This is a genomic window from Helicobacter sp. NHP19-003 (assembly GCF_019703305.1).
GTDB classification, from domain to species: Bacteria; Campylobacterota; Campylobacteria; order Campylobacterales; family Helicobacteraceae; genus Helicobacter; species Helicobacter gastrocanis.
Map to the genome: position 1 here is coordinate 1257933 of NZ_AP024814.1, position 19902 is coordinate 1277834.

At 46.9% G+C, this 19902-nt stretch carries 24 protein-coding genes and 2 pseudogenes; 16 read left to right on the forward strand and 10 right to left on the reverse strand.

Annotated elements, in window-relative coordinates; translation table 11 throughout:
* Positions 1-8 precede the first annotated feature (8 nt).
* Together K6J72_RS06450 and K6J72_RS06455 are read right to left on the reverse strand one after the other, a co-directional pair.
* Entirely contained in the window at positions 9-1109 is a 1101-nt protein-coding gene (locus K6J72_RS06450; protein WP_221279277.1) for a zinc-binding dehydrogenase, read from the reverse strand.
* Complete coding sequence (locus K6J72_RS06455; RefSeq protein ID WP_221279278.1) at positions 1046-1468, reverse strand: hypothetical protein; 423 nt, start codon at positions 1466-1468, stop codon at positions 1046-1048. The genes K6J72_RS06450 and K6J72_RS06455 overlap by 64 nt, the downstream gene beginning before the upstream one ends.
* A gap of 74 nt (positions 1469-1542) precedes the next feature.
* Between K6J72_RS06455 and K6J72_RS06460 the strand changes: the two genes are divergently transcribed.
* A complete protein-coding gene (locus tag K6J72_RS06460) occupies positions 1543-1758 on the forward strand; it encodes a hypothetical protein (protein WP_221279279.1) in 216 nt (71 codons plus the stop codon).
* A gap of 22 nt (positions 1759-1780) precedes the next feature.
* Here the strand turns inward: K6J72_RS06460 and K6J72_RS06465 are convergent, their stop codons facing one another.
* Both K6J72_RS06465 and tnpA read right to left on the reverse strand, forming a co-directional pair.
* Positions 1781-1981, reverse strand: a complete 201-nt coding sequence (locus tag K6J72_RS06465) for a hypothetical protein (protein ID WP_221279280.1) — start codon at positions 1979-1981, stop codon at positions 1781-1783.
* Between the two features lie 29 nt (positions 1982-2010).
* Positions 2011-2440 (reverse strand): annotated as a pseudogene (gene tnpA / locus K6J72_RS06470) (IS200/IS605 family transposase).
* A 64-nt stretch (positions 2441-2504) separates the two neighbouring features.
* Between tnpA and K6J72_RS06475 the strand changes: the two are divergent.
* Positions 2505-3771: pseudogene (locus K6J72_RS06475) on the forward strand (RNA-guided endonuclease InsQ/TnpB family protein).
* A gap of 130 nt (positions 3772-3901) precedes the next feature.
* Here the strand turns inward: K6J72_RS06475 and K6J72_RS06480 are convergent.
* On the reverse strand, positions 3902-4165 hold the full coding sequence (locus tag K6J72_RS06480; protein WP_221279281.1) for a hypothetical protein: 264 nt from the start codon (positions 4163-4165) through the stop codon (positions 3902-3904).
* 198 nt (positions 4166-4363) lie between these two features.
* Here K6J72_RS06480 and K6J72_RS06485 point away from each other — a divergent pair, with 198 nt between their 5' ends.
* Both K6J72_RS06485 and K6J72_RS06490 read left to right on the forward strand, forming a co-directional pair.
* Positions 4364-5881: a DNA methyltransferase gene (locus K6J72_RS06485; RefSeq protein ID WP_260320554.1), complete on the forward strand. Its 1518-nt coding sequence runs from the start codon at positions 4364-4366 to the stop codon at positions 5879-5881.
* An 88-nt stretch (positions 5882-5969) separates the two neighbouring features.
* Positions 5970-6662 carry a TdeIII family type II restriction endonuclease gene (locus tag K6J72_RS06490; RefSeq protein ID WP_260320555.1) on the forward strand — a complete coding sequence of 231 codons (693 nt, stop codon included), beginning with the start codon at positions 5970-5972 and terminating at the stop codon, positions 6660-6662.
* On the opposite strand, the gene K6J72_RS06495 is transcribed toward K6J72_RS06490, so the two are convergent.
* Positions 6652-7026 carry a hypothetical protein gene (locus K6J72_RS06495; RefSeq protein ID WP_221279283.1) on the reverse strand — a complete coding sequence of 125 codons (375 nt, stop codon included), beginning with the start codon at positions 7024-7026 and terminating at the stop codon, positions 6652-6654. The two genes, K6J72_RS06490 and K6J72_RS06495, sit on opposite strands and share 11 nt — an antisense overlap.
* Between K6J72_RS06495 and K6J72_RS06500 the strand changes: the two genes are divergently transcribed.
* Positions 7014-7421 carry a DUF2130 domain-containing protein gene (locus tag K6J72_RS06500; protein WP_260320556.1) on the forward strand — a complete coding sequence of 136 codons (408 nt, stop codon included), beginning with the start codon at positions 7014-7016 and terminating at the stop codon, positions 7419-7421. The genes K6J72_RS06495 and K6J72_RS06500 overlap by 13 nt on opposite strands.
* Before the next feature lie 19 nt (positions 7422-7440).
* Here the strand turns inward: K6J72_RS06500 and K6J72_RS06505 are convergent, their stop codons facing one another.
* From K6J72_RS06505 to K6J72_RS06515, 3 genes are all read right to left on the reverse strand, one after another.
* Positions 7441-7629 (reverse strand): hypothetical protein, encoded by a 189-nt coding sequence (locus K6J72_RS06505; RefSeq protein WP_221279284.1) that lies wholly within the window; start codon positions 7627-7629, stop codon positions 7441-7443.
* A 564-nt stretch (positions 7630-8193) separates the two neighbouring features.
* Positions 8194-8610 carry a hypothetical protein gene (locus K6J72_RS06510; protein ID WP_221279285.1) on the reverse strand — a complete coding sequence of 139 codons (417 nt, stop codon included), beginning with the start codon at positions 8608-8610 and terminating at the stop codon, positions 8194-8196.
* A gap of 60 nt (positions 8611-8670) precedes the next feature.
* Positions 8671-9663, reverse strand: coding sequence for an A/G-specific adenine glycosylase (locus K6J72_RS06515; protein WP_221279286.1), 993 nt, complete (start codon positions 9661-9663; stop codon positions 8671-8673).
* A gap of 53 nt (positions 9664-9716) precedes the next feature.
* Between K6J72_RS06515 and ybeY the strand changes: the two genes are divergently transcribed.
* Complete coding sequence (gene ybeY, locus K6J72_RS06520) at positions 9717-10157, forward strand: rRNA maturation RNase YbeY (protein ID WP_221279287.1); 441 nt, start codon at positions 9717-9719, stop codon at positions 10155-10157.
* An 83-nt stretch (positions 10158-10240) separates the two neighbouring features.
* Here the strand turns inward: ybeY and tilS are convergent, their stop codons facing one another.
* Complete coding sequence (gene tilS, locus K6J72_RS06525; RefSeq protein WP_260320557.1) at positions 10241-11128, reverse strand: tRNA lysidine(34) synthetase TilS; 888 nt, start codon at positions 11126-11128, stop codon at positions 10241-10243.
* Positions 11129-11228: 100 nt separating this feature from the next.
* Between tilS and K6J72_RS06530 the strand changes: the two genes are divergently transcribed.
* From K6J72_RS06530 to K6J72_RS06575, 10 genes are all read left to right on the forward strand, one after another.
* Positions 11229-12542, forward strand: coding sequence for an NCS2 family permease (locus K6J72_RS06530; protein WP_221279288.1), 1314 nt, complete (start codon positions 11229-11231; stop codon positions 12540-12542).
* Between the two features lie 301 nt (positions 12543-12843).
* A complete protein-coding gene (locus K6J72_RS06535; protein ID WP_221279289.1) occupies positions 12844-13452 on the forward strand; it encodes a DUF3943 domain-containing protein in 609 nt (202 codons plus the stop codon).
* A gap of 26 nt (positions 13453-13478) precedes the next feature.
* Positions 13479-14054 carry a GTP cyclohydrolase II gene (ribA, locus tag K6J72_RS06540; RefSeq protein WP_221279290.1) on the forward strand — a complete coding sequence of 192 codons (576 nt, stop codon included), beginning with the start codon at positions 13479-13481 and terminating at the stop codon, positions 14052-14054.
* Entirely contained in the window at positions 14054-15247 is a 1194-nt protein-coding gene (locus tag K6J72_RS06545) for a molybdopterin molybdotransferase MoeA (protein WP_221279291.1), read from the forward strand. Before ribA ends, K6J72_RS06545 begins: the two co-directional genes overlap by 1 nt.
* Before the next feature lie 9 nt (positions 15248-15256).
* A complete protein-coding gene (locus K6J72_RS06550; RefSeq protein ID WP_221279292.1) occupies positions 15257-15478 on the forward strand; it encodes a MoaD/ThiS family protein in 222 nt (73 codons plus the stop codon).
* Between the two features lie 2 nt (positions 15479-15480).
* Complete coding sequence (locus K6J72_RS06555) at positions 15481-15918, forward strand: molybdenum cofactor biosynthesis protein MoaE (protein ID WP_221279293.1); 438 nt, start codon at positions 15481-15483, stop codon at positions 15916-15918.
* Positions 15915-16442, forward strand: coding sequence for a molybdopterin adenylyltransferase (gene mog, locus K6J72_RS06560; protein WP_221279294.1), 528 nt, complete (start codon positions 15915-15917; stop codon positions 16440-16442). The genes K6J72_RS06555 and mog overlap by 4 nt, the downstream gene beginning before the upstream one ends.
* Positions 16435-16905 carry a cyclic pyranopterin monophosphate synthase MoaC gene (moaC, locus tag K6J72_RS06565; RefSeq protein WP_221279295.1) on the forward strand — a complete coding sequence of 157 codons (471 nt, stop codon included), beginning with the start codon at positions 16435-16437 and terminating at the stop codon, positions 16903-16905. The genes mog and moaC overlap by 8 nt, the downstream gene beginning before the upstream one ends.
* A gap of 67 nt (positions 16906-16972) precedes the next feature.
* On the forward strand, positions 16973-17728 hold the full coding sequence (locus K6J72_RS06570) for an HpaA family protein (protein WP_221279296.1): 756 nt from the start codon (positions 16973-16975) through the stop codon (positions 17726-17728).
* Positions 17728-19833 (forward strand): LTA synthase family protein, encoded by a 2106-nt coding sequence (locus tag K6J72_RS06575; protein ID WP_221279297.1) that lies wholly within the window; start codon positions 17728-17730, stop codon positions 19831-19833. Before K6J72_RS06570 ends, K6J72_RS06575 begins: the two co-directional genes overlap by 1 nt.
* Positions 19834-19902 lie beyond the last annotated feature (69 nt).

Genomic DNA, 19902 nt, shown 5'->3' on the forward strand with positions numbered 1-19902 from the left:
GCTTTAACCTACCATTTGATTTTCACAACGGGTTTGATGAAATGAGCCGGCTTGTCTTTCATCCACGCTAAAGCTTGGGCGATTTCCTCAAATTTGCCCTCTAGGTGGTGTGTAATGATGGGCTTAACGCTGAGCTTTTTAGTTTGGAGCAATCTAGCGAGCTTCTCCATACGATAACGCCCGCCGGGTGTGAGCCCGCCCTTAATCGTCTTGTGTCCCATGCCCACATTCCACGCCACGCGCGATAGCGGCAAAAACTCCCCACTGCCAAAGTAATTGACATTGGACACCACGCCCCCATTCACCAAACAAGTGCAAGCCTCGCTTAAAATGTCCGTGCCTCCCCCAGCGATCAAAATTTTATCCGCCCCCACGCCCTTAGTGAGCTCTAAGATCTGTTCATGCATGGGGGCTTTGCTAAAGTCCACGAAATGGGTCGCCCCGTAGTGCTTGTGTGCCACCTCGTATCTAAAAGGCACGCAATCCACGGCGTAAATCTCACTTGCCCCCATTAAATTTGCCCCCGCTAGTGCCATCAGCCCCACAGGACCTAGGCCCACCACCGCTACCCGATCGCCGGGTTTGATCTCGGCTTGCTCGGCGCAATGAAAGCCCGTGGTGATCATGTCGCTAAGCATCACTGCATCGGTGATCTCCACCCCCTTTGGCAAATGCCCCAAATTGCCGTCCGCATCGTTGATGTGGATTTTCTCGGCAAACACCCCGTCTTTAAAATTAGAAAACTTCCAGCCAGAAAGCGCGCCGTGGTCGTGTTGGGCGTAACCCCTTTGCGCCCCTAAAGAGCTCCAATCGGGCGTGATCGCCGGGATGATGACAATGTCCCCCTCTTTAAAATCCTGCACCAAAGCCCCCACTTGCAAGATCTCCCCCACCCCCTCATGCCCTAAAAACATGTCAGTCCGCTCGCCAATCCCCCCCTCATAGCAAGTGTGTAAATCCGAAGTGCAAGGTGCCACCGCCAAAGGGCGCACAAAGGCATCTTTAGGACCCAACTCCAGCTTTTTGCGCACAGGTGCGACACATTCTAAGGACTCTTTTTCAATGATCCCCACCTTACCAATGCCAAGCATCGCAAAACCTTTAACCATGGAAACCTCCATTGTGAATTTAAAACAAATGGATTATAGCGGTTTAAGGTAACGATCTGTGGATTCACTCCACCTTTTAAGGCATAAAAAACTAGGCACCAGCCCTTGATCATCTTTGTGATTTTTGCCACCACTCTTTGTAATTCTTCAAAAATATCACACTCTTTGCAAGACTTGTCAAAAGAATCCGCTAAAAGCTTCATGAATGGACCCGTTTCGATGCCCGGGGTGCTACTAGCCTGATTGTAATTCACTTTGCATTTATCGCACACATCGCAAAGGATTTCTCGATACAAAACCCCGCCTCCTCTCCACATATTCGCAAAAGTGTTGCCCCCAAAGGTTTGCAAATCCGCCATTAGGTCATTGGCGGAGGCAAAATCTCCACCAAAGAAAGATTATCAAGCCTTTTAATGTAATTTTCTAAGACTTATTGGCTTTTTTGTTTCAATTTGCCATAGAGCAGATCAAGCATGTGGATCATGGCTCTAATCGTGGGGTCGTTTTCGCGATCTTTGGCACTTCCAAAAGTACCTTTTTGTCCTCAATCATTGCGCTAGGTCTGCTTTCTAAACCAAATTCCTCTTGTTCTGCGCTGTTGGCCATCGATGAGTTTAAAAACTTCTGCATCTTGATACCCATAGACTAAATCAAGGTGCAAGGTCTGCTTTTTATCCTCTAAAACTTGAAACAATGTTCTCAGCTTCTGCTAGGGGGATTTTTGGGCTATTGGGGCGCACAAAGACCTCCTTTTCCTCATCGATGCTTTCATGCCACAGCACCCTACACCGATAGAGCAGAGTGTCTAAAAATGTTTGCCTCCCATCAATGACATTGTAAGATTTTTTAAGACTCTCCGGCAGAAATCCCACTCGTCTTTAGCGGGTGGGATGAATGCCCCCTACCCTTGATTTTCTATGTATCTTTTGATGGTTTCTGGGTTAGCTTCTCCTATGGAACAGGCAAAAAATCCATCTGTCCAAAATTTTTGTTCTTTCCAAAAATGCTTGCGTAAGAACGGGATAAATCTTGGTTCTCTCCAAACTCTATAAGTAGTCATCTGCTTGATCCGCAAGATAATGGAACTGATAGACACCCTAGGGATATATTGAATCATCAGGTGTAGATGATCTTTATCTGTCTCCATTGCTATGATGATAAAATCTGAACTTTCCTCTATCTCTTCAAGCACAGACTTTATAAAAATAGCCACATCTCCTACGAGCAACTTTTTTTCTGTATTTACACACTAAAATCAAATGGGCTTTTAGATTATGTTTGCTCCTGTTTGTGGACAAATAGCCTTTGAGTTTGTAATGGTTTTCTTTCATAGCTCTACCTCAAAAATATTTTATAAAATTATATTATAATGATGTAAAGTTAAGGCGTAAGAAATTGCTTAAAGCAATAAAGTTTAGAATTTATCCCACCATAGAGCAAAAAACCTTGATACACAAGCACTTTGGCTGTGCTAGGGTGGTCTATAACTACTTTTTAGCATACCGCCAAAAGCAATACGCACAAGGCATTAGAGAAAATTACTTTAGCATGCAAAGGCGCTCACTACTCTCAAAAAACAAGAGGCTTACGCTTACCTAAGTGAATGCAACTCTCAAAGCTTGCAAATGGCACTAAGACAGCTGACAACAGCCTTTGATAGGTTTTTCTCTAAGCTGGCAGATTATCCTAGATTCAAATCTAAAAAGCATGCGAAGCAGTCTTTCTGTGTCCCGCAACACTTAGAGATGGATTTAGGCAACAACCAAGTCAAGCTACCCAAATTCAAAGAAGCTATTAAAGCCAAGTTTCATAGGCATTTGCCTACAAACTCTATCGTCAAACAGGGGTTTATCTCTTGTGTAGCAGATAAATACTATCTCTCTATAAGCTATGAGGATAATGAGCCTGAACCTAAACCCACAACTATCAAAAAAGCTGTGGGTTTAGATATGGGTTTAGAGTCTTTAGTGATAGCCAGTAGTGGCGTGCTCTATCCCTATAAAAAGTTTTTTTCCAGAATCTACAAACCAAACTCACTAAAGCGCAAAGGAGATTGTCTAAGAAACTAAAAGGTTCTAGTAATAGAAAAAAACAAGCCAAGAAAGTGGCACAAATCCACGCTTCTATCAGGAATAGCAGAGAGGACTACCTACATAAAATCAGTAATGAGATAACCAATCAATACGATTTGATAGCAGTAGAAACCTTGAAAGTTAGGAATTTGGTCAAAAACCACAAACTAGCTAAGAGCATTGCCAATGCCAGCTGGTCTAGGCTCATTAGTCTATTAGAATATAAGGCTGGTTGGAAGGGTAAAACCCTTATCAAAATTGACCAATACTTCCCTAGCTCTCAAATCTGCTCGACCTGTGGGAGCAACACAGGTAAAAAGCCACTGCCTATTAGAAATTTTATCTGCCCTTGTTGTCAAACATACCACCACAGAGACCTAAACGCTAGCATCAATATCAGAAACTATGCTTTGGGAATGCTAGATGAGCGACACGCTATCAAGGTAGATAAAACTAGGGTAGGGATTACCCGAAGTTACGCTTGTGGAGATTCCGCTAACGGGGCTGTAACCAAGTATGGCTACATACTGGATACTGCTAGTTATGGATCGTTGAAGCAAGAAGCCCACCCGTCTTTAGCGGGTGGGTGATTCACCCACAACGGGTTGCAGGCTATAAAATTCCTCTGAGTGGCTCTCTTGGATAAAATTTCTAATGTCTTTAAGCAAAGTTGTAACCTCCTAGCACATGTTCTAGGGGTTTGGATGCTTTTTCTTTGCCTTAACTAAACCACCCCTTGACGGTGTCGCAAACAGATTTAAAACCGCTAGCCACAGAGCTCGCCACAGATTTAATGGCACTGCCTACGGCACTGATTGCCGACTTTAGGCCATTTGCCACGCTGGTGGCAAAGGATTTAGACGCTTCAGCGATTTTCTGCCCCACGCTTGAGCCAGCCATATAGCCTAAAGTTGCCCCAAAAGTCCGCCCACGGGTCCAAAGATTGACAAGATAGCCATAAACAGCCCCTACCCGCAGTGGCACTGACAATACCCGCAAGGGTGGATAGGGAGTTTATGTGGAGCTTTTCTATCGCTTGCTCGCCCGCCATCTATAACATTCTTTTTAACCACTTTATGATAGTGTCGACTCTCCATTTTGACAATCATGGGGCTTTTAACATTTATGTGCAAACAATTTTCTTATGGTCCAAAAGAACTTCTCAATACAAAAGAGGCCAGTGTGTGGGCGAGCCAATATTTAGGCAAACATGTGAGTGTCAGCAACATTGCTTATCTCATCAATTATGGCAGGATTGCCAACCATGCCAAAGATTCTAAGCAAAATCTCATTGACCCACAAGAACTTAAGCTCTATTACGATCGTTTCGATAAAAAAGACACACATGACTCCCTTTCTTTTGCCAACTTTAAAGAAGTTGAAACCACAAAACATATCCATCGGCTACACCCCTACAAAGGGAAGTTTATCCCCCAGTTAGTGGAGTTTTTTTTAGATTCTCATACAGATGACATAAAGACGGCACAATGGTTTGGCGAGGGAGATATTGTACTTGACCCCTTTTGTGGGAGTGGGACAACTTTAGCAGTGGCAAACACCTTTAACATGCACGCTTTGGGTGTAGATATTTCTTGTTTTAATGCCACGCTGAGTAATGCCAAAGTGGGGCAATACAATTTGGAGGCTTTAACCCGTGTGCTTGAAGACTTGATCGATAAAGTGGAGTCTTTGCATGAAAAGAGCCCCATTAAAGAGTTTGAAAACGCCCTAGACACACACTTACAAAACTTTAACAACAGACATTTTCCTAAAGACTTTAAGCGTAAGGTTGTTTTAGGGCAGGTAGATGAGCGCATCTATGGCGCGGAAAAGGCCAAAGAGTTTTTGGGGATTTATGAAGAACTGCTCCAACACTTTACAATCCCCCTATTAGACAGCGCACAAACAGGCTTTATAGAGAAGTGGTATGTCCACCCCATTAGGCAAGAATTATTGTTTCTAAAAGAGGAAATAGACAAGAGGCACGAGGGCATGCGTGATATTTTATACATTGTCTTAAGCCGCACAGCAAGAAGTTGCAGGGCCACCACGCATGCAGACTTAGCCACCTTGAAGGACCCAATAACAACAACCTACTATTGCAAAAAACATGGCAAGATTTGCAGACCTCTTTTTAGTCTAAAAAAATGGTTTTCTCACTACGCCAAAGACACTTTGAAGCGTTTAAAGGAATTTCAAGCATTGCGGAGTGGTTGCTTTTCTTTATGTTTACAGGCCGATGCTTGCGGTGTGGATTTAATGGCGGAGGTTTCTAAGCACAATAAGGACTTCGCCCACTTGATCGATGCACAAAAAATTGCTGGTATTTTTAGCTCACCCCCCTATGTGGGACTCATTGATTACCACGAACAGCATGCCTATGCCTATGAACTTTTTTCCCTAAAACGCCAAGATCACTTAGAAATTGGGGCTATGCAAGCGGGGCAGGGCAAGATTGCTAGGGAGCAATACATGCAGGGCATCGCCAATGTGCTTAAAAACACCAAAAGATTTTTAAAGCCCAATTACAATGTCTTTTTAGTCGCCAATGATAAATTTAATCTCTATCCACGCATCGCTGAACTTGCAGGCATGCGCATTGCCAAATGTTACCATAGACCTGTCATCAATCGCAGTGAAAAAGACACAAGGGGCTATCAAGAAAGCATATTCCATTTGAAAGACCATCGAGAATGTTAGCACAACAGGAAGTCAAGAAGCGCATCAAAGACCTTTAACCGGTGTCTTATATCAAAAGTTTCAAAGCTACCAGCCAGAAACAAGTTACATGCCCTTCCACACAAGACTCTTAGGCAAAGACAGAATGGCTTTGTATAGTTTCATCCATAGTTTAAGCACAAACTTTGGTTCAAGCATATTTGAACCCGTAGCAAAAGAATTGGGGTGTTTAAAATTCGATCGTGCAGAGTTGCAGACGAAGTCTGGAGACAGAATCACCCCAGAGGCTCAACAGGTGATTCAAGACATCATGAATTGCCTAGAAACAGCGACCAACAAACCAAATAAGGCGTGCGAGATTGCCAAAATTCTTAAAGCCATGCGTGGAGCAATTGGCGCAAACACGATTGCCATCAAACCCACAAAAGTAGATTTGCGCCTAGCAAAAAATGGGAGTGTCTATTTGATCGACCTCAAAACAGCCAAACCCAATATGGGCGAATTTAAGGGGTTTAAACGCACTCTGTTAACTTGGGTGGCGGCTTTTGCCTACGACCACCCAAACATCACCGACATACATACCCTTATTGCCATCCCTTACAACCCTTATGCGCCAAAACCCTATGAGCGTTGGACTCTAGCAGGGATGTTGGATTTAAAACATGAACTCATGGTGGGGAAAGATTTTTGGGATTTTGTAGGAGGAGAGGGCAGCTATACCATGCTCTTGGAGTGTTTTGAGGAAGTTGGCTTGCAAATGCGCGATGAAATTGACGCGTACTTTAAGAAGTTTATGGACTAAAAGGCATTTTAAAAAGCATCACCTCTAGCGGGATTTGGTTGGCTTTGGCAAACTTTGTAATGGTATCTAAGATTTGGGTTTTATCCGGCAGGGGGATGTCAAAAATGCGGGTGTAAATCTCTAGCTCTTTGGGGATGGTGGGCGTGCCTAAATGGGTGGAGAAAATAAAAATCGTGGCGTTGTAAGCGGCGTTGTTTAAAATCAAGCGCGCCATGCGTTGCAAGAGCGCCACCGCACTAGGGCTTTGCTCTAGCTCATTCTCAATGTCTTTAAGCACCAAAAACAGCTCGGTGTCAAAGGGGCGGTCGTAGTGGGCTTTTAAAAAGCTCTCGGGCTGAGGTGGGGGTTTTGGTGAGCGAGGCAATGCCTAAGGATTTGGAGCGCATGGGCTTAGTCGAGGGGGTGTGGGTGTGTAGTTTTCAAGAGTTTAAGGGGCTGAGTGTGGCACTAAGGGAGATGGTGGTGCGCTTGCACGGGGCGTATAAGAGCCAAGAGAACAAGGCGGATAAAATGCACTGCCTTTATGACTATCTCACCGGCCAAGAGTTTAGCCAGCATGTGCAGGGCTTGGTGGAGAATTTTATGGCATTGCGAAAGAATTTGGCAGAAGAAAAGCAAGCTATGCAAAAGCTTTGGGCAAAAAGAGAAAAACAAATCGAACAAATCTTAACGCATATCAGCTACACCTACGGCTCTTTAGAGGGCATTGCTGGGCTGGACATGCCAGCACTGCCTGCGTTGCAACTACCTAATGGGTAGGAGCATTGGGGTAGGGGGTTTAGAGCTCTATTTCTATGTAGGATAGGGTGGTGTGGGTTTCTGGCTTGTTGTAGCCATAGCGGATTTCTACCACACCCCTGCATAAATAAAAGCTATAAGAGCTAATGTAAGCGAAATTTTGTGGCGTGTCCTCTGCTTTAATGGCTAAATTGGTTTCTAAATCGTAGGGGCTAATTTTGTAATCCACCTTTTTATCTTTCTCACCTTCTTGTTCTTGTGCTATTAAGACTATTTTGTCAAACACATGCACTTTACCGCCCGCTGGGATTGTCAGCGTTTCGGGTTTAGCAATATGTGTAAAAACATAGTCTAATTGGGAATAGCCCAAACAATAATGGTGCTCAGCACAAAAAAGACCATAGAAGTCGCTAGCTTTCACCTCGCCTTCAATTCAAATATCTTACTGCGAAAATTAAAATCTCGAGATTCTAAATCATGCATTTGGTAAGGATATTTGTCCCACTCTAATCCCCACAAATTTACCAAAAAACACAACCATAGAAAAGGTGCAAATGCAGGCTTCTTTTCTGTGCCATAATATTTGACAGGACCCAACTCGCTTGGTATTTCGATTGTCGGGTGTAACTTAGCCTCTGTGTGTAGCATGGCAGCAATATTATATTTATCCATTTCCAGCAACTCTTTATAATCGTGGATGAGCTCCCTTAAAGCTGTCTTGCCCTCCTCTAAATTTTGGGCGTTAAAGAATTTGTTTTTAAGGGCGGTGTAGGATTTTAGATAATCTGTAAAGCTAGGGGCGTGCGGTGCAGGGGGGGGTAACTAGGGCATTTTGCGCTGTTAGAGGGACTAGGGCTTGCTCTTGTGTGGCAATGGGGATTAAGGTTTTTTGTTGTGCTTTAATTTCAGCTTGTAGCCTCTCTTGCTCCTTAGCGTACTCGTGGTCTTTTAAAATGGCATTGATCGTTTCTAAATCCGCCTCAATCCCAAAGACCCCACATAACGCATTTAAAATGTCTGCGTCCTCTGTGGCTTTAATCGCCTCCACGCCCTCTAACTCACTCGCATACCCTCTTGACTTGAGCCAGCGGTGCAGAGTACCGCTTTTATAGTGCTCCAAAATATCCAGCAAATTAAAATGCTCTTTAAGCTGGTCTAAACTCGTAACTTTTTCCCCATCGCAAGCTAGGGCAAATTTGGCTAATTTCATGGGCTCTCCTTGCCTAAAATAAAAACCTTATTCTAGAATATTTTAACTTAGGCTTACAGCTTAGAATTTTAGGTGGGGCAAAGCGTCCATGATTTTAAGGCTGAGGGCACTTTTGGGGGTGTTTTTGAAGTCTTTTAGGGGGATTTTGACAAGGTCGGTGGGGTCTAAATCCGCCAAAGTGGCTTCATAGATTTTAGCGCTCAAGCGGTACTTGGTGTAGCTGTGGCGTACTTGGGCTAAAAGGGGCAAGTGGATTTGCTCTTGCTCTTTGAGTAGGGGGATTTGGTGCAAGTGGGCGTATAACCCCTTTTTGGCACAGCTCAAGTATAAAAACCCCCCTTGCAGACACACGCCGTAATGCTTGGTGATGGGCGTGCTCGGGGGCTTTTTAGCGACGCTGAAACTTTTTAAATCGTGCTTGCCCTTGCAAGCTTGTTGCAAGGGGCAGAGCAGACAGGCGGGGTTAGCGGGGGTGCAAACCAGCGCGCCTAAGTCTATCAGGGCTTGGTTGTGGTCAAAAGGGTTGTCTAGGTTTAAAAACTCTAGGGCTTTTGCTTGCAAGAGTTTGGCTAAGTTTGGGCTCTTAGGGTCTAGGGCAAATAAGCGTAAAAGCACCCGCGAAACATTGGCATCCACCACGCCCACCGCTTGTTTGTAGCCAAAGCACAAAATCGCATTGGCGGTGTAATCGCCCACACCCGGCAAGGCGCGTAGGGCTTGGTAGTCATTAGGCAGTTGCCCCCCGTGTTTTTCGCAACAAATTTGCGCGCTTTTGTGTAAATTCTTTGCCCGAGCGTAGTAGCCAAGACCTTGCCACAACAATAAAACCTGTTCTAATTTCGCCCGAGCTAGGGCTTTGAGCGTGGGCATGGCTTTTAAAAAAGGGGGGTAGAATTTATCTAACACCACGCCGATTTGGGTTTGTTGCGACATGATTTCGCTGACATAGACTTCATAGGGGGCGTTTGCGCCTTTTAAATGGCGTATGGGTAGGTCAATGCGGCCACTGGTGGCATACCATTTTAAAAGGGCGTTGTGGTGGGGTTCAAACATGCCTTGCTCTCCAAAAGGTGCTATTATAGTGCTTTTCTCTTAAAGGGAGCGCTATGGAGTTTCAAATGGATTTAATTGATGAAGTGCAAAGCGGACTAGGGGATTTAACAGAGCATTTAACCCCCCTCATGGTGCACTTAGGCAAAAAGGGGGGGGTTGAAGTGGTGTTAGCAAGCCCGGAGCGCATACAAGAGTTAAATGCCTTGTATCGGGGGGTGAATCAACCCACCGATGTCCTAAGCTTTCCTACTGACATGCCCTTTAGCGACTTTTTGGGGAGTGTGGTGGTGAATGTTGCCCTCGCTAAAGAGCAAGCGGCAAAGTGGGGGCATAGCCTTTTAGACGAAGTGTCGCTTTTATTCTTGCATGGCTACTTGCACCTGCTAGGCTACGACCACGAAACAGACAGCGGGGAGCAAAGGGCGTTAGAGCAAGAAGTGATCCAAGCCTTTAACCTGCCCTCTAGCTTGATTGTGCGGAGCGAAAGCCTTTGAGCGTTTCTAGGGTGCTTACCCAATTAGGGCTGAAGAAAAGCGGACGCACCAAGGGGGGGATTTGTAACTTCCGACACGCGTCTTTATACTCTTTGGATAGGGGGTTTAAAAATCACGCTTTTTCCCACATAGACAAGCCCCCCACAACCCACGACATAGCCCCCCACAACCCCATTAAAGCCTTGTTGCTCGAGCTCTAGGCGTTGTTTAGCACTCAACACATAACCTAATCTTTTCAGTAGACTATCCACATAGTAGAGAGGTTGTCCCCCCACTTTAAAGACAAAGACCCCACAAAGTTTTAGACAATCTAGGGGCGGATACAGGGCATGTTTTTCTAATTCTAGGGCTTTAAAACTGCGCACCAAACCGCTAGCCCCCCCTAAGTTTAAAAAGGGCGTGGCTAGGCTATGGCGGATTAAATTGCGTTTAAAGCGAGTGTCTTGGTTCGTGCTGTCTTCAAAATAGCGGTGATTATTAGCGTGTAGATAGTCTAGCAGGGCAGACTTGAGGGTGTAAATCAAGGGGCGCACCAAGGTGTAGTTTTGGCGGGGCTCTAGGGCGTGAAAACCTAGCAAGGTTTGCAAACTCGCCCCCTTAGCAAGTTGCATTAAAAACCATTCTAATCTGTCGTTGAAGTGGTGGGCTAAAATTAAATGGGTGTAACCAAACTCCCTAATCAAGTCCTCAAAAAATTTATAGCGTTCTCTACGCCCCTGTGCCTCTAAATTGCCCCCTTTTAGGGTTACTTGCTTGGCATGCACCCTTTTTTGGTATTTTTCCCCGAGCTCTCTAGCGTAGGCGACCTCATCTTGCGCCTGCGCCCTTAAGCCGTGATCTAAAATGGCTAAATCAAAGGGCAGTCCCCGCTCTAAAAGCAAGAAAAACAACGCCACAGAATCACCCCCCGCAGAAAAGCCTAGCAACCCACGCCCTCGTCTTAAGCCCTCTAAGCCCTCTAATGCGACCATTTAAGCCCTAATTTATGTTTGCTTGAATACAATGCGCCCATTGTTGCTCCATTTACCTTAGATTAACTTAAATCCATTCTACAAAAGGAGCAACCCTGTCATGTTAGCGTTTTTGTCAAAGTTTTTCCACTTCAAAGAGCGCAACACTTCGCTAGGCATTGAAACCCTAGCTGGCTTAACCACCTTCGTAACCATGGCTTACGTCGCAATTGTCAATCCCGCCGTTTTGCAAAAGGCGGGCATGGACTTTGATGGTGTGTTTATGGCGACCTTGCTCGCCACGATTGTCGGCACGCTCATCATGGGGATTGTCGCCAACTACCCCATCGCCATTGCCCCGAGTATAGGTATGCAAGCCTACTTCGCCTTTGTGGTTGTGCTTGGCATGGGGATTTCGTGGCACACCGCTTTAGGGAGTGTCTTTTGGGCTTCTTTGATCTTTTTACTCCTGTCTTTAACAGGCTTTAGAGAATCTTTAATCAAGGCAATCCCCAATTCTTTAAAGGCGGGAATCACGGCAGGCATTGGGCTTTTCATCGCCTTCATTGGCATGCAAAACGCCCACTTGGTCGAACCTTCCAGCGCAACCATCATCACGCTGGGCAACTTCTCTAAGCCCATCGCCTATATGTCGCTCATTGGGCTGTTTGTCACGATCGTTTTATTGGTCAATCGGGTTAGGGCGGCGATTTTCTTGGGCATTTTAATCACCGCCCTTTTAGCCTTGCTTTTGGGGCATTTAAAACTCCCCGAGCATTTGTTTAAATTGCCTAAACATTGCGACAGCACCTTTTTTAAGCTAGACCTGTGGGGCGCATTGAAGCCCGATTTGGGGGCGGTGGTTTTCACCTTCTTTTTAGTCATGCTCTTTGACACCACCGCGACCATGATCGGTGTGGCACAACAAGCAAACCTCATGCAAGGCGATCGCTTTTTAAATGCCAAAAGCGCGCTTTCAGCGGATGCCATCGCCAGTGCTGTGGGTTCTTTGGTGGGAACTTCGCCCACCTCCACCTACATCGAGTCGGGCTCTGGGGTGAGCGTGGGCGGGCGCACGGGCTTTACTTGCGTGGTAGTCGCCCTGCTTTTTGCGTGTTTGATCTTTCTAGCCCCTTTAGCTAAAGCCCTAGCTAGCGTGCCCGCCATCACCTCCCCGGCTCTCATCATCGTGGGCTTTATGATGATGAGTCATTTGAGCGAAATTGATTGGCACGACCTAGAAGAAGCCCTGCCCGCCTTTTTTGTGCTTTTTTGGATCCCCATTTCTTATAGCATCACTAATGGCGTGGGCATCGGGCTCATTGTCTATCCGCTCATTAAAATCTGTCGGGGCAAGTTCAAGCAAGTCCACCCCTTGCTCTATCTGTTCGGGGCGTTGTTTGTGGTACAGTTTGTGATCGACATGCACGGGTAGTTACAGCCCCCTAAAACTTCTTTAACCTCCCTGCCCGCCCATTTGGGCAGATTTTTCAAAGTGTTCTTTGGCCTTTGTGGGCCCTTTCACACAGCCCATTGCCATAGAGCCCCATAGCCCCATGTCCTAACCAACTGCACCACCTTCAAAATTTTGTTTCCCAACATGGTTAGCCTTTTGCTCGTTACAATCAAGCAATCGCAGCACAAGTGTTTTAATGGCGTGGTTTTGGGCTTGTTTTAAGTTTGTTTGTGTAAAAATCGCTCCTTATCAGGCTAAAACTTAAGTTGAGAGGTGTTTTTTGTTATCTCGTCATTTCTTTCAAGAAGATTTAGCCTTTGTGCCTAACCACCGCTTGCGTTATTTGGGCTTGAGTGTGGCGTGCTTGGGGATTGCCTTCATTTTAGGCATCATTGGTCTTTATTTAATGCCTGAAAGTGTTACGCATTGGACAAAACAAAAATTTGGGCTGATGAGTTGGCTAGAAAATGTCCATTTGGGCCCCGTGTTTGACAATGATTTATTTATTTTTAATTGGGTCTTACACCCCTATTTTGGGGCGATTTATTTCATGCAAGCTAGGATGGCTGGGTATAAATTTTTTACAGGGGTGTTGTTTACGGCGTTGGTGTCTACTTTCTTTTGGGAGTATGGATTAGAGGCGTTTGTGGAAGTGCCCAGCATTCAAGATTTGATCTGCACCCCCACCTTAGGCCCGCTTGTGGGCGAGATTTTCTACCACACAAGCCAAAGGTTGCAACAGCCTAGTAAAATGCCTAAGTTTTTCGTGGGTTGTGCGCTCTTTTTCTTGGATTTCATCGGCTTTAGCATCCAAAAACTCGGCTTTGCGAAGGCTTGTGGGATTTGCAACAAGAACGCCATTTACCAAGAGAATACCCCAAAATGCTAAATTTACCCCCTATAAGTGAGGTTTTTATGCAATTTCAAGTTTCAAACCAAGCCAAGTTGCCGACCCCCTTTGGCAACTTTTGTCTGCAATCGTTTCAAGAAAAACAGGGGGCGTTGGAGTTAGACCATTTAGTGGTTTTCACCAAAGAACTAGGCAAGTTGCCCCTAGTTAGGGTGCACTCAGAGTGTTTAACCGGCGATGTCTTCGGCTCACAAAAGTGCGATTGTGGAGGGGAGTTGCACATGGCATTAGAGCGCATCGGCAAAGAGGGGGGCATGCTCATTTACTTGCGCCAAGAGGGACGGGGCATTGGGCTGTTTAATAAGATCAATGCCTACGCTTTGCAAGATCAGGGCTATGACACCATCGAGGCGAACGAGGCGATCGGCTTTAGGGACGATGAAAGAGATTATGCGATCGTCAAACACATTTTAGAGCATTATGGCATCAGCAAAATCCGACTCCTCACCAATAACCCCAAAAAAATAGAGGCACTCAGAGCGTTTGTAGAGGTCGAGCGGTGTAGCATTTTAGTCCCCAGCAACTGCCACAACCACGCCTACCTGCAAACCAAAAAGCTCAAGATGGGGCATTTGCTCTAATGTTAAGTTTCAAAGAAGCCATAGAAGTGGTGGGGGCGAGCTTTCTAACTCCGCTAGGCAGCGAAAAGGTCTTGTTTGCAGATGCCCTGGGGCGCGTGTTGGCTGAGGACATTTTAGCCCCTAAAGACAGCCCCGACTACCCGATAGCCAGCATGGACGGCTACGCATTTAGATTAGAGGATTTGGATTTGCTGCAAACGCAAGGGCTGTTGGTACAAGGGATCAACCCCGCCAACTTGCAAGAGCCCCCGATGTTAAAGCCCGGGTGTGCCCTTAAAAGCTTTGTGGGGGCGAAAATGCCCATCGGGGCAGATGCGCTTGTGATTGTGGAGGAAGTACAAGAGCAGGCCGAGCGGATCTTTTTGACGCATAAGAGCGGGCACTACAACTGGATTCGCCCCATAGGCTCACAGTACAAAAAAGGGGCGGTGGTGTTCTCTAGGGGGGATAAAATCACACCCTATGGTGTGGGGGCTTTAGCCGAGCACAACCAAGTCTTTGTGCAGGTGTATAAGAAGCCCAGAGTGGGGATTTTAAGCGGGGGGGCGGAGATTGTGGAGGTGGGCGCGCCCACTGAGGGGGTGCGCAGCGTGAATAACCACATGCTCAAGGCGATGGCCGAGAGTTTAGGGGGCGAGGGGGTGCTCTACCCCCTCATGCCCGATAAGCAAGAAAGCATCGAGCAAGCCATATGCCACGCCTTTAGAGATTGCGACATGGTTGTAACCACAGGGGGGATGAGTAAGGGGGATTTTGACTTCACCCAACACGCCATCGCCAATGTGAGCGAGATCGCCTTTAAGGGGGTGAAGATCAAGCCGGGCAAACCCGTGGCTTACAGCATTTGCGCCAAAGACGGCACGCATAAGCCCTTGCTCGCCCTGCCGGGCAACCCCCCCGCCGCCGCACTCACTTTTTATCTCTTCGGCGCGGCGGTGTTTGCCAAACTCTTCAACACCCCCTACACGCCGCCTTTCGTGCAGGCCACTTTAGAAGAGGATTTGGAAAAGCACGAGGAGCGCATGGAGTTTTTGGCGTGTTCTGTGCATCTAAAAGAGGGGCACTACTTTGCCAGCCTGCGCCCTAGGGTACATTTACACGACAGCCAAAGTGCGCTCTTGGTGCTAGAGGAGGGTGTGCGCACTTACCCAAAGGGCGCACATCTTGCGCTCTTGTTGCACCACATTTTTTAAGGAGTTTCCATGGTGTCTGTGCGTTTTTTAGGCCCTATTAAAGAGGAAAGCCTAGAGTTGGACATCCAAAATTTGCAAGACTTGCGTGCAATCTTGCACGAAAAGGCGCAAATCAAGCCGTGGCTGGCGATGAGTGCCATCGCCCTCAATGGTGTGCTTGTGGAGGATAGCAACACCCCCTTAAGGGCTGGCGATGAGGTTGTCATTTTGCCGCCCGTGTGCGGGGGCTAAAAGTGCTTGAGGTTTTTAACGGTGCGCTTGACACACACGCTCTTTACCATGTGTGGTCTAAACTCTGCGTTGAGAAAAATCTAGGGGCTTTATGTGTCTTTAGTGGGTTTGTGCGCCCAGAAGAGGGGCTGGAGGGTCTGAGCTTTGAAGTGTATATGCCCTTGTTTGAAGCGTGGTTTGAAGCTTGGCAAGAGAGGGCAAGGGCGGATGGGGTGTCTTTGTGTTTGGCGCACTCAATGGGGGATGTGCTGGTGGGGCAAAGCTCGTATATGGCGGGCTTGATGGGCGCACACCGCCAAAAGGCGTTGGAGTTGTATGTCCCCTTTATTGAGGACTTTAAGCACAACGCCCCCATTTATAAATACGACATCAAAAATGGGTGCAAGATTTACGCTAAGGATCGAAGCCATCCATTGAAAGGGAGCGGATTGCTGCAATGACAACAATAAAAATAGGCGTGGTGGTGGCTAGCGATCGCGCCAGCACGGGCATTTACGAGGATTTGAGCGGGCTAGCCATTAAAGAGGTTTTAGGTGAATACATCTTAAACCCCCTAGAGTTTCTTTACCGGCTGTTGCCAGATGAGCAAGCTTTGTTGGAGCAGACCTTAAAAGAATTGAGCCAAACTTGCGCGCTCATCGCCACCACAGGGGGCACAGGTCCAGCTCCCAGAGATGTTACGCCCGAGGCGACTAAGGCCGTTTGTTCTAAAATGTTGCCCGGCTTTGGTGAGCAAATGCGCGCCACGAGCTTAAAATATGTCCCCACAGCGGTACTATCACGCCAAAGTGCGGGCATTTGCGGCTCTAGCCTCATCGTCAATTTGCCCGGCAAGCCCAAGAGCATTAGGGAATGCTTAGAGGCGGTGTTTCCGGCGATTCCCTATTGCATTGATTTGATCGGTGGCCCTTACATTGAGGCAAATGCTGAAAATATCAAAGTTTTCCGCCCCAAAAATGCTTAGCCACCTAGACGATCAGAAAAACCCTACAATGGTCAATGTGGGGGGCAAGGCGCACACAGAGCGCAAGGCCGTTGCTAGCGGACAAATCTCTATGAGCCAAGAGGCGTACAACGCCATTGTGGGGCAGACCATCAAAAAGGGTCCGGTGCTACAAACCGCCATCATCGCCGCCATCATGGGGGCGAAGCAAACCAGCTCTTTAATCCCCCTATGCCACCCTTTAAGCCTTTCAAGCGTACAAGTAGAAGTGCAAGAGCTTGAAGCAAGCCATGCCTTTAAATTGTTTGTGTCTGTAACCCACACAGGGCAAACGGGTGTAGAGATGGAGGCACTCACAGGTGTGAGTGTGGGGCTTTTAACGATTTATGACATGGCTAAGGCGGTGGATAAAGGCATGGTGATCGGCGATGTCCGCTTAGAGTCTAAGAGTGGGGGCAAGAGCGGGGATTATAAGCACCCTTAAGCTGTTAGCATAAGTGCGCTATAATAAGAACTTCACCTAAAAAAATAACATTACTTAAGGAGAATGGATGCAGTTAAAAAGATGGTTATGTGGGGTGGGGCTAGCCGCCGCTTTTGTGGGCTGTGGTCCCAACATCGTCGTGACAAACAATGTCCCCCTGCGCTTGGCTTACAAGAGCCAAACCGCCAAAGCCCCCGCCACGCACAAACAGATCATGATCTTAAAGCCCTTGTTGCAATACAGCGACAACATCGCCAAAGAGTATGAAAACCGCTTTAAAAAGCAACTCACCCTAAAAATCCAAACCTTGCTCGACAATCAGGGCTATAAAGCCACGATCTTAGATGTGAGCGATAAAAACGACCTGACTTTCTCACAAAAACGCGACAATTATTTAGGGTTAGAGATCAGCGGGGAAGTGGTGCTAAGACCTGATCCTAAAACCACAGAACAAAAGAAATCCAGTCCGGGGCTTATTTTCTCCACGGGCATGGATGTTACCAAAGGTGCGCTCTTGGCCATGGGCTACATTAAAGTGGTCTTCATTGAACCAGAGAGCGGGGAGGCGGTGGATTCGTTCATGATCGATCTTAGTGAGATTGATGTGCGTGAGCCCTTTGTGCGCTCTAGCCGATCCGAGCACACCGGCGGACTCTTAAGCTCGCTTTATAAAGGCAAGGACGACTCCAACGATGCCGTGAAAAAGGCGTTGAACACCATCTTTAGCGCCGTGCTCGCTAAAATTGATGCCAAAATGACCCAAGAGAAAATCCAATCTTACGCTAAGGACATTGCCGATCTCAAAGCCCAACGCAAGTACTAATGTCGTCTTATTTCACTAAAAGGGCGGTGCACGCCCTGTCGAGTGCTTTTGTCTTTAGTCTGTTTTTGGGTTTGTTTTTAAGCTTGTTGCGCCTAGGCTTCATCGTTTATAGCGGGCTTTATGAGGGTGCGCTCGCCCACCCTCTGCCCTTCGATCAAATCGTGCAAGTCTTAAAAGATGGTTTTAAATACGACAACCGCGTTGTGGCGGCTTTCTCTTTGATTTTCTTGATCCTCGCTCTAGTGCGTACCAAAGCTGCCCACATTTTTGCTTTGTTTGTGCTGGTCCTTTGCTTATTCTTGCAAGTGGCAAACATCACCTACTACGAGATTTATGGCGTGGCCTTTGACACGAACTTATTGGACGCGTTTAACCAAAGCCCCAAAATTTTAATGGGCATGGCGCTGCATAGCGAATACCACATCCCCACTAAGGTGCTTGTGTGGTTGGTGTTTAGCGTGCTATCAGGCTGGCTTTACTATAAACTCACACAAAAAACGGCGCAGCTTTCTAGTGTGTTGCAAAACCTGCCCTTTAAACCCGTGTGTGGCCTGTTGGTGGCTTTTTTCTCTGTGTGGATTCTTTATGGCATCAACTCCCGCCTAGCCCTTACGGGCGTGTCGCTGGATTTTACACTAAAGCCCGCCAAAGACCCCTTTTTACGCCAAGTAACCCCCGGGGCGTTTAGAAACCTTTACCTTGTCTTTAAGGATTATAAAAAGAGCCACAATGTCCGCTTCTCTAGCTTCACGCCTAAAAGTTTGCTGCAAGCCAGCATTGACTACTTCAACCTGCCCCCCACGACCAAGCTCCCCCTAGACTTGGGTAAACTCTTAAGCCACACCAGCCAAAACCCCGCCCCCCCCACGATCCAACATGTCTTTTACATCGTGTCCGAGTCGCTATCTAGCTGGCACTTTGACCCCAGATTTGACGCGATCAACTTAACGAGTGCCCTAAAGAGCCTCAATGACCAGCAACACGGCTTTATCTTCCCCTTTTTCCTAGAGGATGCCAGACGCACGGTCAAAAGCTTAGATGTACAACTCACGGGGCTGTTTGACCTCAACGACACAAATTTTGTCAACATGGGTGTGAACATCCCCAGTTTGCCCACTGCTATAGGCAACCAAATGAAGGGGTTAGGTTTTGACACCACCTTTTACTATGGGGGCAGTGGGATTTGGAATAGGCTCGATCGTTTCAGCAAGAAGGAAGGTTTCGATCATTTTGTTTTCAACACCTACTTAATGGACTTTGCCAACGCGCGCTTTAAAGCTGACCCCAACGCCTACCCCCGCCCCATTAAGAACGGCTGGGGCGTGCACGACAATGTGCTTTTTGACTACATCTTAAACAACACCCCCCCCGACAAAAAAACTTTTAGCATGGTGATGACCTTGAGCAACCACCCCACCCGCAATGTCAATTTAAAAGCCTTTGGCGTACCTGTGGATCAAATCAAAGACTTCATCGCCCACGCTAAAGATAAAAATATGCCTGATGCCACCTTCTTAGGGCATGTGTACTGGTATGACAAAATCCTAGTGGATTTCATCAAAAAGGCCCGTGTTAAATTCCCTAATGCACTCTTTGTCATCACGGGCGATCACTTTGACCGCAGTTTCACCTACGCCAAAGACAACACCTACTGGACCAAAAGCGTGCCTTTGATCGTCTATGCCCCTAGCCTTAGACCCAAGCTCACGGCGTGTATCGGATCGCACATTGACATCGCCCCGACCATCATGGAGCTGGTCGCCCCAAAGGGTTACAAGTATGCTAGCTTTGGCAAACCTCTTTTTAGCAACGCCACGAATGGTGCGAGCGCGTCCAAAGATTGCGCTGCTAGGAAACCCTTTGTGTGGGGGCAATCTAACGACTTCGCTTTGGGTTTTGAGTCGGTGGCAGGGCAAAGCCAAAAAAGCGGACTGGATTTTTTATACACCGATGGGGGCATGCTCTTGTATGTCAAAGACCATGCATGGGTGAAAGCCCCGATTTTAGAGGCAGACATTGCCCTAGCCAAAGAGTTAAGGGACAAAAAGCAAATCGCTAATGGCCTCAGTTGGTATTACTTGTTTCACGGAGGGGTTATCAGATAACCCCTCTTACAGACCGATCAAAGCCCATCAAACCTTATAAAATTCTACAAGGCTGGGATTTTTACTTCT